The organism is Escherichia sp. KTE31, assembly GCF_000407925.1.
GTDB classification, from domain to species: Bacteria; Pseudomonadota; Gammaproteobacteria; order Enterobacterales; family Enterobacteriaceae; genus Escherichia; species Escherichia ruysiae.
The window spans coordinates 876081-891938 of sequence record NZ_KE136723.1 but is presented as its reverse complement, the minus strand read 5'-3'; the positions used below and the strand labels follow the sequence as shown (position 1 = coordinate 891938).

Annotated in this window: 12 protein-coding genes; 8 read left to right on the top strand and 4 right to left on the bottom strand. The window is 51.8% G+C overall.

All coding sequences use genetic code 11. The features are described 5' to 3' along the window. Nucleotides 1-95: 95 nt before the first annotated feature. Nucleotides 96-1196 carry a sodium-potassium/proton antiporter ChaA gene (gene chaA / locus WES_RS09160; protein WP_000180147.1) on the bottom strand — a complete coding sequence of 367 codons (1101 nt, stop codon included), beginning with the start codon at nt 1194-1196 and terminating at the stop codon, nt 96-98. Nucleotides 1197-1464: 268 nt separating this feature from the next. Here chaA and chaB point away from each other — a divergent pair, with 268 nt between their 5' ends. Together chaB and chaC are read left to right on the top strand one after the other, a co-directional pair. Then, a complete protein-coding gene (gene chaB, locus WES_RS09165) occupies nt 1465-1695 on the top strand; it encodes a putative cation transport regulator ChaB (RefSeq protein ID WP_001146436.1) in 231 nt (76 codons plus the stop codon). 157 nt (nt 1696-1852) lie between these two features. After that, the gene (gene chaC, locus WES_RS09170) at nt 1853-2548 is read left to right on the top strand and encodes a glutathione-specific gamma-glutamylcyclotransferase (RefSeq protein WP_010351803.1); all 696 of its coding nucleotides are present in this window, start codon (nt 1853-1855) and stop codon (nt 2546-2548) included. Nucleotides 2549-2603: 55 nt separating this feature from the next. Here chaC and ychN read toward each other — a convergent pair whose 3' ends face one another. Continuing rightward, entirely contained in the window at nt 2604-2957 is a 354-nt protein-coding gene (gene ychN, locus WES_RS09175) for a DsrE/F sulfur relay family protein YchN (protein WP_016158410.1), read from the bottom strand. Nucleotides 2958-3140: 183 nt separating this feature from the next. On the opposite strand from ychN, the gene WES_RS09180 reads away from it, so the two are divergent. Next, nucleotides 3141-4535: a YchO/YchP family invasin gene (locus tag WES_RS09180; protein ID WP_024195134.1), complete on the top strand. Its 1395-nt coding sequence runs from the start codon at nt 3141-3143 to the stop codon at nt 4533-4535. Here WES_RS09180 and narL read toward each other — a convergent pair whose 3' ends face one another. Both narL and narX read right to left on the bottom strand, forming a co-directional pair. Continuing rightward, nucleotides 4536-5186: a two-component system response regulator NarL gene (gene narL, locus WES_RS09185; protein ID WP_000070495.1), complete on the bottom strand. Its 651-nt coding sequence runs from the start codon at nt 5184-5186 to the stop codon at nt 4536-4538. Beyond that, on the bottom strand, nt 5179-6975 hold the full coding sequence (gene narX / locus WES_RS09190; RefSeq protein ID WP_000918093.1) for a nitrate/nitrite two-component system sensor histidine kinase NarX: 1797 nt from the start codon (nt 6973-6975) through the stop codon (nt 5179-5181). The genes narL and narX overlap by 8 nt, the downstream gene beginning before the upstream one ends. 338 nt (nt 6976-7313) lie before the next feature. Between narX and narK the strand changes: the two genes are divergently transcribed. The 5 genes from narK (at nt 7314) to narI (ending at nt 15759) form a co-directional block, all read left to right on the top strand. Continuing rightward, a complete protein-coding gene (narK, locus tag WES_RS09200) occupies nt 7314-8705 on the top strand; it encodes a nitrate transporter NarK (protein WP_016158408.1) in 1392 nt (463 codons plus the stop codon). Nucleotides 8706-9096: 391 nt separating this feature from the next. Then, nucleotides 9097-12840, top strand: a complete 3744-nt coding sequence (locus tag WES_RS09205) for a nitrate reductase subunit alpha (RefSeq protein WP_000032863.1) — start codon at nt 9097-9099, stop codon at nt 12838-12840. Further along, entirely contained in the window at nt 12837-14375 is a 1539-nt protein-coding gene (gene narH / locus WES_RS09210; RefSeq protein ID WP_000702663.1) for a nitrate reductase subunit beta, read from the top strand. Before WES_RS09205 ends, narH begins: the two co-directional genes overlap by 4 nt. Beyond that, complete coding sequence (gene narJ, locus WES_RS09215; RefSeq protein ID WP_000571678.1) at nt 14372-15082, top strand: nitrate reductase molybdenum cofactor assembly chaperone; 711 nt, start codon at nt 14372-14374, stop codon at nt 15080-15082. Before narH ends, narJ begins: the two co-directional genes overlap by 4 nt. Further along, entirely contained in the window at nt 15082-15759 is a 678-nt protein-coding gene (narI, locus tag WES_RS09220; RefSeq protein ID WP_001160110.1) for a respiratory nitrate reductase subunit gamma, read from the top strand. The genes narJ and narI overlap by 1 nt, the downstream gene beginning before the upstream one ends. Nucleotides 15760-15858: the final 99 nt, after the last annotated feature.

Here is a 15858-nt window from a genome sequence, read left to right as displayed (position 1 = left end):
ATGTCTGACGAATTGTTCAGAATAACTGAAGAAAGGAACCGGGCAGGTATTTTTATTATCTCCCCCAGCTTCCGTCGCCAGGGGAGATATTAATGTCAGGCAAATATTGTCATCAAATAGGCGGCAAAGAGTGCCAGATGTGCAGCGCCGTTGAGCACGTTAGTACGTCCGGTGGAGAAGGAGATATGGCACAGCACCAAAGAGGCTACCATCACCACCATTTCTGGCGCACCAAGCGCAAACTGCAATTCATTGCCTGTCATAAAGGCGATCAGCGTGACGACAGGTACGGTAAGCGAAATTGTCGCTAAAACCGAACCAAAGAACAGATTCATCGCGCGCTGGACCTGGTTGTTTAATACCGCTTTTAACGCCCCTAAACCTTCCGGCGAAAGAATCAATAGCGCCACCAGGAAACCGGTAAAGGCCACCGGGGCATTCATGCTGGTGAGCAGTGTTTCCAGCGGACTTGCGTTCATTTTGGTAACCGCTATCACTGCAATTAAATGGATAATCAACCAGACGGCATGCCACAGGCTGCTATGGGCAGAGGGTTTGCCATGGTGCGGATCGTCATCATCACTGTCATCTTCATGTTCATAGACAAACAGACTTTGATGCGTTTTGGTCTGAATTAGCAAAAATACGCCGTACATTGCTGCGGAAATTAATGCCACCAGCAACGCCTGACCGGTTGAAAAATTCGCCGCAGGCAGGGCCATCGGGAATACCAGCACAATAATTGCCAATGGAAACAGGGCGATTAAATACTGTTTAATACCAAACAGATTCATATATTGGGTGGCAAATTTGCGCCCGCCCAACAGTAATGAAAAACCAACCAGTCCACCAGTAACAATCATAATGATTGAATAGAGCGTATCTCGCATTAACGTCGGCGCCGCATCGCCGGTCGCCATTAAGGCTGATATCAGGCTGACTTCAAGAATAACCACGGAAAGGCTAAGAATAAGAGAACCATAAGGTTCTCCCAGTCGATGGGCTAATACGTCCGCATGACGGACAACACTAAAGGCGCTGCTTAAAATACCAATAAGCGCAAGAAGATTGATGCCTATGACCACTGGTAGTGTTTGACTGCTTCCCCAAAGGAACAGCACTACCAGCGCCAGAACCGGGAAAATAAGTGAGGTCTCCTTGTGGCGGGTTTTTACCGCCTCGTGAGCATTTGTCATTATGGTTATCCTTTGCAGATGAATTTGTCGAAAATGTAATAAATAGGCAGAAAAAATAACAGAAAGTGTCTGGATATCGGTAACATTTTACGAAATTTTACCCCGCTGTCGCTTTTTTACTCTTTGGGTTATAAAAATAATCAACGTGTTTAGACAACGTTTGTATTAGCACCTCTTAAGAAGAGTCTGATGTGAAAAGTCTTATATGCTGGCAAGCGTGGATATTGTTGACCACACTTAAAGTTCACCTTTAAAAAAGGAGTCAACAATGCCGTATAAAACAAAAAGCGATCTGCCGGAAAATGTAAAACACGTTCTACCGTCCCATGCCCAGGATATCTATAAAGAGGCATTCAACAGCGCCTGGGATCAATATAAAGATAAAGAAGATCGGCGTGATGATGCCAGTCGGGAGGAGACAGCGCATAAAGTGGCCTGGGCAGCAGTGAAACATGAATATGCCAAAGGGAGTGATGATAAATGGCATAAAAAGTTATAACTCCCGGTGATGAGTTAAAGCTATTCGTGCGGCGCCGCCTTGCAAGTGGTCTGCAGATTGCATATTGTCCCGGTAATGGTTCCAAAATGAGCAGTAAAAATGTCCGGAAGACACCAAAAAGTTGTCGCAGGGAAGTATGCAGTGGCGGAGGTATAAGGTGATAACTCGGGATTTCTTGATGAATGCCGATTGTAAAACGGCATTTGGCACTATTGAAGAATCACTCTTATGGTCGGCAGAACAGCGGGCAGCCTCGCTGGCAGCTACGCTGGCTTGTCGTCCTGATGAGGGGGCGGTGTGGATCTTCGGTTATGGATCGTTGATGTGGAATCCGGCGCTGGAGTTTATCGAGTCCTGTACCGGTACGCTGGTTGGCTGGCATCGGGCATTCTGTCTGCGCCTGACCGCCGGAAGGGGGACTGCACACCAGCCGGGAAGGATGCTTGCCCTGAAAGAGGGCGGTCGCACCACGGGAGTGGCGTATCGCTTGCCGGAAGAGACGCTGGAGCAGGAACTGACCCTGCTGTGGAAACGGGAGATGATTACCGGCTGCTATCTGCCAACCTGGTGCCAGCTTGATCTTGACGACGGGCGCACAGTCAATGCGCTGGTGTTTATTATGGATCCGCGCCATCCTGAATATGAATCTGATACCCGAGCTCAGGTGATTGCTCCGTTGATTGCTGCGGCGAGTGGTCCACTTGGAACCAATGCACAGTATTTATTTTCTCTGGAACAAGAGCTCAACAAACTGGGGATGCAGGATGACGGGCTGAATGATCTACTGGTGTCGGTGAAAAAACTGCTGGCGGAGAATTTCCCGGATGGTGTCTTGCGGCCCGGTTTTGCCTGATGAAACAGTCATCACAGCGGGGCGTTTCTGTAGCCTTAAGCGCCCCATACTGTAATTAAAATGTGAGCACTTTATCGGCAACCAGCGTCCATTGCGCCAGCTCGACCAGTGTGCCAATTTCAACTCCATCAATCAGCGGAAGTGGGCTGATACCGCGACCATCGGTGCAGGTTTTGCACAATTTCACAGGCACATTTTGCGTAGTGAGGATCTCGAGCATTTGCTGAATATTGTAGCCTTCCCCCGGTTTTTGTCCGCGTAATCCGGCAGTTACCGCATCAGACATCAGGAACAGACGTAGATCCAGGTTGCTCTCCTGCTCCCGTAGCGCAATGGCCAGCCGCAGGCTGTTAAATAAGGATTCGCTCCCGTAGGGCGCGCCATTGGCAACGATCACGATTTTTTGCATTACTCACTCCTGTATTCAGATAATTAGATTTCCGACTTCTATCTTACTGCTTTTACGCTGTCTGACCAATTTGCCACATTTTTAGGATTTTCCATAAAGCATGAGAAAGTACGAGAAAAGTTACCAGTAATCGTTATTCTATAAAGTAATGGGTGTTCATTTTTACCGGAAATTACTGACGTTTTGAGCCGTATCGTCTCTCGTGTTACCCCACTTTATTTACTCTTGCTGCTGGCAGGCGGTATAGCCAGCGCACAGCCATCCGTTGAGCAGCGATCGGCAAATCCTTTTGATAACGATAAGGATGGTCTGCCGGACTTAGGAATGGCACCGGAAAATCATGACGGTGAAAAACACTTCGCCGAAATCGTGAAAGATTTTGGTGAAACCAGTATGACCGATAACGGTCAGGATACAGGTGAGCAGGCAAAAGCCTTTGCGCTGGGAAAAGTTCGTGATGCGCTCAGTCAGCAGGTTAATCAGCATGTGGAATCGTGGCTTTCGCCGTGGGGGAACGCCAGTGTTGACGTCAAAGTGGATAACGAAGGGCATTTCACCGGCAGCCGGGGGAGCTGGTTTGTACCGTTGCAGGATAACGAGCGTTATCTCACATGGAGCCAACTTGGACTCACCCAGCAGGACGATGGACTCGTAAGTAACCTTGGCGTTGGTCAACGCTGGAGGCATGGCACATGGTTGATGGGATACAACACGTTTTATGACAACTTGTTAGATGAAAATCTTCAGCGGGCAGGGTTTGGCGCTGAAGCCTGGGGAGAATATCTTCGTCTGTCGGCAAATTATTATCAGCCTTTTGCCTCATGGCATGAACAGACTGCCTCGCTCGAGCAGCGTATGGCGCGTGGTTATGATTTGACTGCCCGGATGCGAATGCCGTTTTACCAGCATCTCAACACCAGTGTCAGCCTCGAACAATATTTTGGTCAGCGTGTCGATCTGTTTAATTCTGGTACGGGCTATCATAATCCTGTCGCCATGAGTCTGGGGCTTAATTACACCCCTGTCCCACTCGTTACTATGACCGCCCAGCATAAACAAGGCGAAAGTGGAGAAAGCCAAAATAATCTCGGGCTGAATATTAACTACCGCTTTGGGGTGCCACTAAACAAACAACTTTCTGCTGGCGAAGTTGCTGAGAGTCAGTCGTTGCGCGGCAGTCGCTATGACAATCCGCAGCGGAATAATCTGCCGGTCATTGAGTATCATCAGCGTAAAACCTTAACGGTATTTCTGGCGACGCCCCCCTGGGATCTTAAACCTGGTGAAACGGTGCCGCTGAAATTACAAATTCACAGTCGTTACGGTATTCGACAATTGATCTGGCAGGGCGATACGCAGATGTTAAGTCTGACATCGGGAGCAACTGCCAACAGTGCGGATGGCTGGACGCTGATCGTGCCGGACTGGCAAAGTGGAGAAGAGGCGACCAATCGATGGCGCTTGTCGGTGGTGGTGGAAGATAACCAGGGACAGCGTGTCTCCTCCAATGAGATCACGCTAACGCTTGCCGAACCTTTCGATGCAATGGCAAAGGACGAACTGCGCTGGGAACCATAATCAGAAAATACGTTCCTGATGCACCCATACTGCGGCTTCCACACGAGATTTTAGCTTCATTTTTTTCAGCATGTGCTTCACGTGCACTTTGACCGTGCTTTCAGTGATGTCCAGGCGGCGGGCGATCATCTTATTCGGTAAGCCCTGAGCAATCAGTTTCAGAATATCGCGCTCGCGCGGCGTTAACTGGTTGACGTCGCGTTCAGTCGTGGCGCGGTTAGCACGCAGGCTGGCGGCCAGAACAGGGGTTAAAGCCTCGCTTAATACCATTTCGCCAGCAGCAGCCTGGTGTAACGCTTTCAACAGATCTTCCGGCTCCATATCTTTTAACAGATAGCCATCTGCGCCGCGTTTCAGCGCGGTGACGACGTCCTCTTCATGGTTCGAGACGCTGAATACCACAATGCGGCCGGATAAAGATTTTTCGCGCAGTTTATCCAGCGTTTCCAGACCGTTCATACCGGGCATATTCAGATCAAGCAGAATCAGATCAGGATCGAGAGATTCCGCAAGTAAAATACCCTGCTCGCCATTGCTCGCTTCGCCAACCACAGTGATATCGGGGGCCATGCTGATAAGCTGTTTTACGCCAGTTCGCAGCATCGGGTGATCGTCGATCAGCAGGATAGTAGCCGGTTCCTGATTACTCATGGGTATCTCCTTGGACGTCTGTGAAAGTTTTTTCGGGAATAAAGGTGACCACCACTTCGGTGCCACCTGATTCACGACGGCGGACGCGGCAGTCGCCACGCAGACTTTGCGCACGGTCACGCATAATTATCATGCCGTAGTGATTGCTGCGGATGGCATTTTCAGGCACCCCGCAGCCGTTATCCTGGACGGTCAGTTTGACCTGATTATCGTTTTGCGCCACCGTTACAACGACCTCGCTCGCTTGCGAATGTTTGAGGGCGTTACTTAATGCCTCACGGGCAATTTGCAATAGATGGATTGCCTGATGCGAGGGCACCAGACGCGGTGGCAACTGGTAATCCAGCTTCACCGGGAAGCCAAATTTGGCGCTGTACTCTTCACAACTCGCCTCCAGTGCCGGGCGTAATCCCGGTTCGGTGAGCTGCAAACGGAATGTGGTGAGCAACTCACGCAACTGCGCCCATGACGCATTCAGTTCGTTACGGATCTGGCTTAACAGTTCGCGGCTGCTTTCTGGCAGTGCGTCGCCTTGCATCTGTAAACAACTCACCTGCATCTTCATACAAGAGAGAGATTGGGCAATAGAATCATGTAGTTCGCGCGCAATGGTGGCACGCTCTTCCATCACGATCAACTGCTGCTGGCGTTCCTGATGGCGATCCAGCGCCAGAGTGGCGGTTAATTGCTCAACCAGTGTATCCACCAGTTGCTGTTGATCATGGCTCAGATGACGGCCCTGAGGCAGGGTCGCCAGCAAAATGCCGTACTGCATATGAGAATCCGCCAGTCGCCATTTCAGGGTCGTGCCGCGATCGCCGACGGGTAATACCCCGCGCGGGCAGAGCTGGCAACCTTTGTCGTCGCAGGTCATATCCGGCTGGCAGGTGAACTCCTGATGATTCTCTTCATCTTCAGTGTCATATACCCGCAGTTCGATATCACGCAGCAGGGTTAAATTTTGCAAGCCGTTGAGTACAGGTGACAGGCGTTCACACAGCGGGGCGCGAGAATGCAAACGACGGTTAGCCTGCCACAAAAACGAGAGTATCTGATTTTTATGTTCCAGCCCGGCAGTTTTCTCCTGTACCCGATGCTCAAGTACGGCATAACTCTCCGCCAGTTCCGCAGACATATTGTTCAGTGCTGTTCCGAGCATCGCCATTTCGTTGCGCCCGCTGATATTCGCCCGCTGGGTAAAATCGCGATGGCTGACGGCACTCGCCATCGCCAGCAATTGCCGCCACGGCTGTAGCAGCCGTGCCCGCAGCCATATGATGGTAAATACCAGTAGAAGTGCCATAAACACAGCCATCACCCGATGGACCAGTACGACCGTCTCAATACGCATTTCCGTGGTGCGGTCAAAACCAGATACCAACTGATCAAGCCCGGCAACAAACTGGCTGACGTCAGCCGACACCGTTTCGCGGCTTTGTGCGTGTAGCAGCGCAGGAATCAGCTCATGGCGCCAGTAATCCTGCAAACCCTGCAATTGCGCCAGTTGCCCGTCTCGTTCTGCTGCTCGAGTTAATTCGGTGCTAAATGCCGTTTGTTCCATCTCCTTGATTAAGGGCTTGTCTTTCTCGCTTAATGGCACTGCCGCCAGTAGCCGATAAGTTTGCATACGCAGCGATCCCGCTTTGTTAATAGCATGGGCGCTGCCCTGAACGCCTTGTACCAGCCAGCCAGAAACCGCCATCCCCGCCAGTCCAATAGCGGTAGAAAGCAAAACAATAAGCGCAACCTGATTAACCAGGGTGAGCGGAGAGAGACAACGTTTAAGCATGTAAACCTCTTCCTTCAGGCTTTGAATGAGCAATAACCTTAATGAATGTGACGATACATTCTGGGATGGCGTTATTCTCGGCTATTGGCTGAAGTATACCCATACCCGGAAAGAGTTACTCCTTATTTGCCGTGTGGTTAGTCGATTTACATCAGTAAGAGTAGGGATTTTACAGTACTGTGAAAAATCTCATAATTTTTATGAAATCTCTGTACTCACTATGGGTAATGATAAATATCAATGATAGATAAAGTTATCTTATCGTTTGATTTACATCAAATTACCTTTGGCTACAGACACTAAGGTGGCAGACATCGAAACGAGTATCAGAGGTGTCTATGAGTCACTCATCCGCCCCCGAAAGGGCTACTGGAGCTGTCATTACTGATTGGCGACCGGAAGATCCTGCGTTCTGGCAACAGCGCGGCCAGCGTATAGCCAGCCGCAATCTGTGGATTTCCGTTCCCTGTCTGCTACTGGCGTTTTGTGTATGGATGTTATTCAGTGCCGTCGCGGTGAATTTGCCGAAAGTCGGCTTTAATTTTACGACCGATCAGCTGTTTCTTTTGACTGCACTACCTTCGGTTTCTGGCGCATTATTGCGTGTGCCATACTCCTTTATGGTTCCAATCTTCGGCGGTCGTCGCTGGACGGCGTTCAGCACCGGTATTCTGATTATTCCTTGCGTCTGGCTGGGTTTTGCCGTGCAGGATACCACTACGCCATACAGCGTATTCATCATCATTTCTCTGCTGTGCGGCTTTGCTGGCGCGAACTTCGCCTCCAGTATGGCAAACATCAGCTTCTTTTTTCCGAAGCAGAAGCAGGGTGGCGCGCTGGGGCTGAACGGTGGTCTGGGCAACATGGGCGTTAGCGTCATGCAGCTGGTTGCTCCGCTGGTGGTATCACTGTCAATTTTTGCTGCATTTGGCAGCCAGGGCGTAACACAGCCGGATGGCACCGAATTGTATCTGGCTAACGCGTCCTGGGTATGGGTGCCGTTCCTCGCCATCTTCACCATTGCAGCGTGGTTTGGCATGAACGACCTTGCTACCTCGAAAGCCTCTATCAAGGAGCAGTTGCCGGTACTCAAACGGGGTCATCTGTGGATTATGAGCCTGCTGTATCTGGCAACCTTCGGTTCCTTCATCGGCTTCTCTGCGGGTTTTGCCATGCTGTCTAAAACGCAGTTTCCGGATGTACAGATCCTGCACTACGCCTTCTTCGGACCGTTTATTGGCGCACTGGCGCGTTCTGCGGGGGGAGCATTATCTGACCGTCTCGGCGGTACTCGTGTAACGCTGGTGAACTTCGTGCTGATGGCGATTTTCAGTGGTCTGCTGTTCCTCACCTTACCGACTGACGGGCAAGGCGGAAACTTCATGGCGTTCTTTGCGGTCTTCCTGGCGCTGTTCCTGACGGCGGGGCTGGGTAGTGGTTCCACCTTCCAGATGATTTCCGTGATCTTCCGTAAACTGACGATGGATCGCGTGAAAGCAGAAGGCGGTTCTGACGAACGTGCCATGCGTGAAGCGGCAACCGACACTGCGGCGGCGCTGGGCTTCATCTCCGCGATTGGCGCTATCGGTGGCTTCTTTATCCCGAAAGCGTTCGGTAGCTCACTGGCATTAACAGGGTCGCCAGTCGGTGCAATGAAAGTATTTTTGATTTTCTATATCGCCTGCGTGGTAATTACCTGGGCGGTATACGGTCGGCATTCTAAAAAATAAATCGTAATATTTGATTATCCTTTGCGCGGCGTAATGTCGCGCTTTTTTTATTTCTCATTTAGTTACAACATACTTTAAGGGGATAATTATTTCAACGGTGTCAATTAAGCGCCATTAATATGTCATCCATGGGGGATACTCCTTAATACCCATCTGTATAAAAATCCGAAGTGTTTAAATGGTGATGAATGTAAAAACCATTAATTTACAATAAGTTGTGTAATAAATATTAATTATCCCAAAGGGGTATATTAGGAATTTACTTTATTTTTCATCCCCACCACTCTTGATCGTTATCAATTCCCACGACGTTTCAGAGCGTTACCTTCGTTTTAAACATTAGCAATGTCGATTTATCAGAGAGCCGACAGGCTCCCACAGGAGAAAACCGATGAGTAAATTCCTGGACCGGTTTCGCTACTTCAAACAGAAGGGTGATACCTTTGCCGATGGGCATGGCCAGCTTCTCAATACCAACCGTGACTGGGAGGATGGATATCGCCAGCGTTGGCAGCATGACAAAATCGTCCGCTCTACCCACGGGGTAAACTGCACCGGCTCCTGCAGCTGGAAAATCTACGTTAAAAACGGTCTGGTGACCTGGGAAACCCAGCAGACTGACTATCCGCGTACTCGTCCGGATCTGCCAAACCATGAACCTCGCGGCTGTCCGCGCGGTGCCAGCTACTCCTGGTATCTCTATAGCGCCAATCGCCTGAAATACCCAATGATGCGTAAACGCCTGATGAAAATGTGGCGTGAAGCGAAGGCGCAGCATAGCGATCCGGTTGAGGCATGGGCTTCTATTATCGAAGACGCCGATAAAGCGAAAAGCTTTAAACAGGCGCGTGGACGCGGTGGTTTTGTTCGTTCTTCCTGGCAGGAAGTGAATGAACTGATCGCCGCATCTAACGTTTACACCATCAAAAACTACGGCCCGGACCGTGTCGCCGGCTTCTCGCCAATTCCGGCAATGTCGATGGTTTCTTACGCATCAGGTGCTCGCTATCTCTCGCTGCTTGGCGGTACTTGCTTAAGCTTCTACGACTGGTACTGCGACCTGCCTCCTGCGTCTCCGCAAACCTGGGGCGAGCAAACTGACGTACCGGAATCAGCTGACTGGTACAACTCCAGCTACATCATCGCTTGGGGTTCAAACGTCCCGCAGACGCGTACCCCGGATGCTCACTTCTTTACTGAAGTGCGTTACAAAGGCACCAAAACTGTTGCCGTCACGCCGGACTACGCTGAAATCGCCAAACTGTGCGATCTGTGGCTGGCACCGAAACAGGGCACCGACGCAGCAATGGCGCTGGCAATGGGTCACGTGATGCTGCGTGAATTCCATCTTGATAACCCAAGCCAGTATTTCACCGATTATGTGCGCCGCTACACCGACATGCCGATGCTGGTAATGCTGGAAGAGCGCGACGGTTATTACGCTGCAGGTCGTATGCTGCGCGCCGCCGATCTGGTTGATGCGCTGGGTCAGGAAAACAACCCGGAATGGAAAACCGTAGCTTTTAATACGCAAGGTGAAATGGTTGCGCCGAACGGTTCGATCGGTTTCCGTTGGGGCGAGAAGGGCAAATGGAATCTTGAACAGCGCGATGGCAAAACTGGTGAAGAAACCGAACTGCAACTGAGTCTGCTGGGTAGTCAGGATGAGATCGCTGAAGTGGGCTTCCCGTACTTTGGCGGCGACGGCACGGAACACTTCAATAAAGTGGAGCTGGAAAACATTCTGCTGCACAAGCTGCCGGTAAAACGCCTGCAACTGGCTGATGGCAGCACTGCACTGGTGACCACCGTTTATGATTTGACGCTGGCAAACTACGGCCTGGAGCGTGGTCTGAACGACGTTAACTGCGCGACCAGCTATGACGACGTGAAAGCCTACACCCCGGCGTGGGCTGAGCAGATCACCGGTGTTTCTCGTAGCCAGATTATCCGCATTGCCCGTGAATTTGCCGATAACGCTGATAAAACGCATGGTCGCTCGATGATTATCGTCGGTGCCGGTCTGAACCACTGGTATCACCTCGATATGAACTATCGCGGTCTGATCAACATGCTGATTTTCTGCGGCTGTGTCGGTCAGAGCGGCGGTGGCTGGGCACACTACGTGGGTCAGGAAAAACTGCGTCCGCAAACCGGCTGGCAGCCGCTGGCGTTTGCCCTTGACTGGCAGCGTCCGGCGCGTCACATGAACAGCACCTCTTACTTTTATAACCACTCCAGCCAGTGGCGTTATGAAACCGTGACCGCAGAAGAGTTGCTGTCGCCGATGGCGGATAAATCCCGCTATACCGGACACTTGATCGACTTCAACGTGCGTGCGGAACGTATGGGCTGGCTGCCGTCTGCGCCGCAGCTAGGCACTAACCCGCTGACTATTGCTCGCGAAGCAGAAAAAGCGGGCATGAATCCGGTGGACTATACGGTGAAATCCCTGAAAGAGGGTTCAATCCGTTTTGCTGCGGAACAACCGGAAAACGGCAAGAACCATCCGCGTAACCTGTTCATCTGGCGTTCTAACCTGCTGGGCTCTTCCGGTAAAGGTCATGAGTTTATGCTCAAGTATCTGCTGGGGACGGAACACGGTATCCAGGGTAAAGATCTGGGGCAGCAGGGCGGCGTGAAGCCGGAAGAAGTGGACTGGCAGGATAACGGTCTGGAAGGCAAGCTGGATCTGGTGGTGACGCTGGACTTCCGTCTGTCGAGCACTTGTCTCTATTCCGACATCATTTTGCCGACGGCGACCTGGTACGAAAAAGACGACATGAATACTTCGGATATGCATCCGTTTATTCACCCGCTGTCTGCGGCGGTCGATCCGGCCTGGGAAGCGAAAAGCGACTGGGAAATCTACAAAGCCATCGCGAAGAAATTCTCCGAAGTGTGCGTTGGTCATCTGGGTAAAGAAACCGACATCGTTACGCTGCCAATTCAGCACGACTCCGCCGCCGAACTGGCGCAGCCGCTGGATGTGAAAGACTGGAAAAAAGGCGAATGCGACCTGATCCCAGGTAAAACCGCACCGCACATTATGGTGGTTGAGCGCGATTATCCGGCCACTTACGAACGCTTTACCTCTATCGGCCCACTGATGGAGAAAATCGGTAACGGCGGTAAAGGGATTGCCTGGAACACCCAGAGCGAGATGGATCTGCTGCGTAAGCTCAACTACACCAAGGCTGAAGGTCCGGCGAAAGGCCAGCCGATGCTCAACACCGCAATTGATGCGGCAGAGATGATCCTGACGCTGGCACCGGAAACCAACGGTCAGGTAGCCGTGAAAGCCTGGGCGGCACTGAGCGAGTTTACCGGTCGCGACCATACGCATCTGGCGCTGAATAAAGAAGACGAGAAAATCCGCTTCCGCGATATTCAGGCACAGCCGCGCAAAATTATCTCCAGCCCGACCTGGTCTGGTCTGGAAGATGAACACGTTTCTTACAACGCCGGTTACACCAACGTTCACGAGCTGATCCCGTGGCGTACGCTCTCTGGTCGTCAGCAGCTGTATCAGGATCATCAGTGGATGCGTGATTTTGGTGAAAGCCTGCTGGTTTATCGTCCGCCGATCGATACCCGTTCGGTGAAAGAAGTGATGGGACAGAAATCCAACGGTAACCCGGAAAAAGCCCTGAACTTCCTGACGCCACACCAGAAGTGGGGTATTCATTCCACTTACAGCGACAACCTGCTGATGCTGACTTTAGGTCGCGGTGGGCCGGTGGTCTGGCTGAGCGAAGCCGATGCCAAAGATTTGGGAATTGCCGACAACGACTGGATTGAAGTCTTCAACAGCAATGGTGCGCTGACTGCCCGTGCGGTTGTCAGCCAGCGTGTTCCGGCAGGGATGACCATGATGTACCACGCGCAGGAACGTATCGTTAACCTGCCGGGTTCGGAAATCACGCAGCAGCGTGGGGGTATTCATAACTCGGTCACCCGTATCACGCCGAAACCGACGCATATGATCGGTGGCTATGCCCATCTGGCATACGGCTTTAACTACTACGGCACCGTAGGTTCTAACCGCGATGAGTTTGTTGTAGTGCGTAAGATGAAGAACATTGACTGGTTAGATGGCGAAGGCAATGACCAGGTACAGGAGAGCGTAAAATGAAAATTCGTTCACAAGTCGGCATGGTGCTGAATCTCGATAAGTGCATCGGCTGCCACACCTGTTCAGTTACCTGTAAAAACGTCTGGACCAGCCGCGAAGGCGTTGAGTACGCGTGGTTCAACAACGTTGAAACCAAACCGGGTCAGGGTTTCCCTACCGACTGGGAAAACCAGGAAAAATACAAAGGCGGTTGGATCCGTAAAATCAACGGCAAACTGCAACCGCGTATGGGTAACCGCGCGATGCTGCTGGGTAAAATCTTCGCCAACCCGCATTTGCCGGGGATCGACGATTATTACGAGCCGTTCGATTTTGATTATCAGAATCTGCATACCGCGCCAGAAGGTAGCAAATCGCAGCCGATTGCCCGTCCACGTTCGCTGATTACTGGCGAACGGATGGCGAAAATCGAAAAAGGGCCGAACTGGGAAGATGACCTGGGCGGCGAGTTTGACAAACTGGCGAAAGACAAGAACTTCGACAACATCCAGAAGGCGATGTATAGCCAGTTCGAAAACACCTTCATGATGTATTTGCCGCGTCTGTGTGAACACTGCCTCAACCCGGCATGTGTGGCGACCTGTCCGAGCGGGGCTATCTACAAACGTGAAGAAGATGGCATCGTACTGATCGATCAGGATAAATGCCGTGGCTGGCGTATGTGCATCACCGGATGTCCGTACAAAAAAATCTACTTCAACTGGAAGAGCGGTAAATCTGAGAAGTGCATCTTCTGCTATCCGCGTATTGAAGCCGGTCAGCCGACGGTGTGCTCAGAAACCTGTGTTGGTCGTATCCGTTATCTTGGCGTGCTGTTGTACGATGCTGACGCCATTGAACGTGCGGCCAGCACCGAGAACGAGAAAGATCTCTACCAGCGTCAGTTGGAAGTGTTCCTCGATCCGAACGATCCGAAAGTCATCGAGCAGGCAATTAAAGACGGTATTCCGCTGAGCGTTATTGAAGCCGCACAACAGTCGCCGGTTTATAAAATGGCGATGGAATGGAAACTGGCGCTGCCGCTGCACCCGGAATATCGCACATTGCCGATGGTCTGGTACGTGCCGCCTCTGTCACCGATTCAGTCTGCGGCAGACGCGGGCGAGCTGGGTAGCAACGGCATTCTGCCAGACGTAGAAAGCCTGCGTATCCCGGTTCAGTACCTGGCGAATCTGCTGACCGCCGGTGATACCCAACCGGTACTGCTCGCGTTGAAACGTATGCTGGCAATGCGTCATTACAAACGAGCTGAAACCGTTGACGGTAAAGTTGATACCCGTGCGCTGGAAGAGGTCGGCCTGACCGAAGCCCAGGCACAGGAGATGTACCGTTATCTGGCGATTGCAAACTACGAAGATCGCTTTGTGGTGCCGAGCAGCCATCGTGAACTGGCGCGGGAAGCCTTCCCGGAGAAAAATGGTTGCGGCTTTACCTTTGGTGACGGCTGCCACGGTTCAGATACCAAATTCAATCTGTTCAACAGCCGTCGTATTGATGCCATCGATGTGACCAGCAAAACGGAGCCGCATCCATGATCGAACTCGTGATTGTATCGCGTCTCCTTGAATATCCTGATGCTGCCTTATGGCAGCATCAACAAGAGATGTTTGAGGCGATTGCTGCGTCGGAAAATCTGTCAAAAGAGGATGCCCATGCGCTGGGCATTTTCCTGCGCGATTTAACCGCGATGGATCCGCTGGACGCTCAGGCACAGTACAGCGAACTGTTCGACCGTGGTCGCGCCACGTCGCTGTTACTGTTTGAACATGTGCACGGCGAATCCCGCGATCGTGGTCAGGCGATGGTGGATTTGCTGGCGCAGTACGAACAGCACGGCTTGCAGTTAAACAGTCGTGAACTGCCGGATCATCTGCCGCTGTATCTGGAGTACCTGGCGCAGCTGCCGCAAAGCGAAGCCGTAGAAGGTTTGAAAGATATCGCGCCGATTCTGGCGTTGCTAAGTGCTCGTCTGCAACAGCGTGAAAGCCGTTATGCAGTGCTGTTTGATCTGCTGCTGAAACTGGCGAATACCGCTATAGACAGCGACAAAGTGGCGGAAAAAATTGCCGATGAAGCGCGCGATGATACGCCGCAGGCGCTGGATGCTGTCTGGGAAGAAGAGCAGGTTAAATTCTTTGCTGACAAAGGCTGCGGTGATTCGGCAATCACTGCTCATCAGCGTCGCTTTGCCGGTGCCGTCGCGCCGCAATATCTGAATATTACCACTGGAGGACAGCACTAATGCAATTCCTGAATATGTTCTTCTTTGATATCTACCCGTACATTGCCGGGGCGGTCTTCCTGATTGGTAGCTGGCTGCGCTATGACTACGGGCAGTACACCTGGCGCGCGGCGTCCAGCCAGATGCTGGATCGCAAAGGGATGAACCTGGCGTCTAACCTGTTCCATATCGGGATTCTGGGGATTTTTGTCGGTCACTTCTTCGGTATGCTGACGCCGCACTGGATGTATGAAGCCTGGCTGCCAATTGAAGTGAAACAGAAAATGGCGATGTTTGCTGGTGGCGCCAGCGGTGTGCTGTGTCTGATTGGCGGTGTACTGTTGCTGAAACGCCGCCTGTTCAGCCCGCGCGTGCGTGCAACGACTACCGGAGCGGATATCCTGATCCTGTCGCTGCTCGTTATCCAGTGCGCGCTGGGCCTGCTGACCATTCCGTTCTCCGCTCAGCATATGGACGGTAGCGAGATGATGAAACTGGTTGGCTGGGCGCAGTCGGTGGTGACCTTCCACGGTGGCGCATCTCAGCACCTTGATGGCGTGGCGTTTATCTTCCGTTTGCACCTGGTGCTGGGGATGACGTTATTCCTGCTGTTCCCGTTCTCGCGTCTGGTGCACATCTGGAGCGTACCGGTGGAGTATCTGACACGGAAATATCAGCTGGTGCGTGCTCGCCACTAAGTCAGGAAAATAAGTCGTCTGGCGCGAAACGGCAAAATGCCTGATGCGCTGCGCTTATCAGGCCTGCGAAAATTCTGCAATGTATTGAATTTGCAGATT

Bases quoted from the DNA above. Each gene is read 5' to 3' on its own strand.
- chaB (WP_001146436.1), top strand. From the start codon at position 1,465: ATGCCGTATAAAACAAAAAGCGATCTGCCGGAAAATGTAAAACACGTT.
- chaA (WP_000180147.1), bottom strand. From the start codon at position 1,196: ATGACAAATGCTCACGAGGCGGTAAAAACCCGCCACAAGGAGACCTCA.
- WES_RS09205 (WP_000032863.1), top strand. From the start codon at position 9,097: ATGAGTAAATTCCTGGACCGGTTTCGCTACTTCAAACAGAAGGGTGAT.
- ychN (WP_016158410.1), bottom strand. From the start codon at position 2,957: ATGCAAAAAATCGTGATCGTTGCCAATGGCGCGCCCTACGGGAGCGAA.
- narH (WP_000702663.1), top strand. From the start codon at position 12,837: ATGAAAATTCGTTCACAAGTCGGCATGGTGCTGAATCTCGATAAGTGC.
- narX (WP_000918093.1), bottom strand. From the start codon at position 6,975: ATGCTTAAACGTTGTCTCTCTCCGCTCACCCTGGTTAATCAGGTTGCG.
- narL (WP_000070495.1), bottom strand. From the start codon at position 5,186: ATGAGTAATCAGGAACCGGCTACTATCCTGCTGATCGACGATCACCCG.
- narI (WP_001160110.1), top strand. From the start codon at position 15,082: ATGCAATTCCTGAATATGTTCTTCTTTGATATCTACCCGTACATTGCC.
- narJ (WP_000571678.1), top strand. From the start codon at position 14,372: ATGATCGAACTCGTGATTGTATCGCGTCTCCTTGAATATCCTGATGCT.
- narK (WP_016158408.1), top strand. From the start codon at position 7,314: ATGAGTCACTCATCCGCCCCCGAAAGGGCTACTGGAGCTGTCATTACT.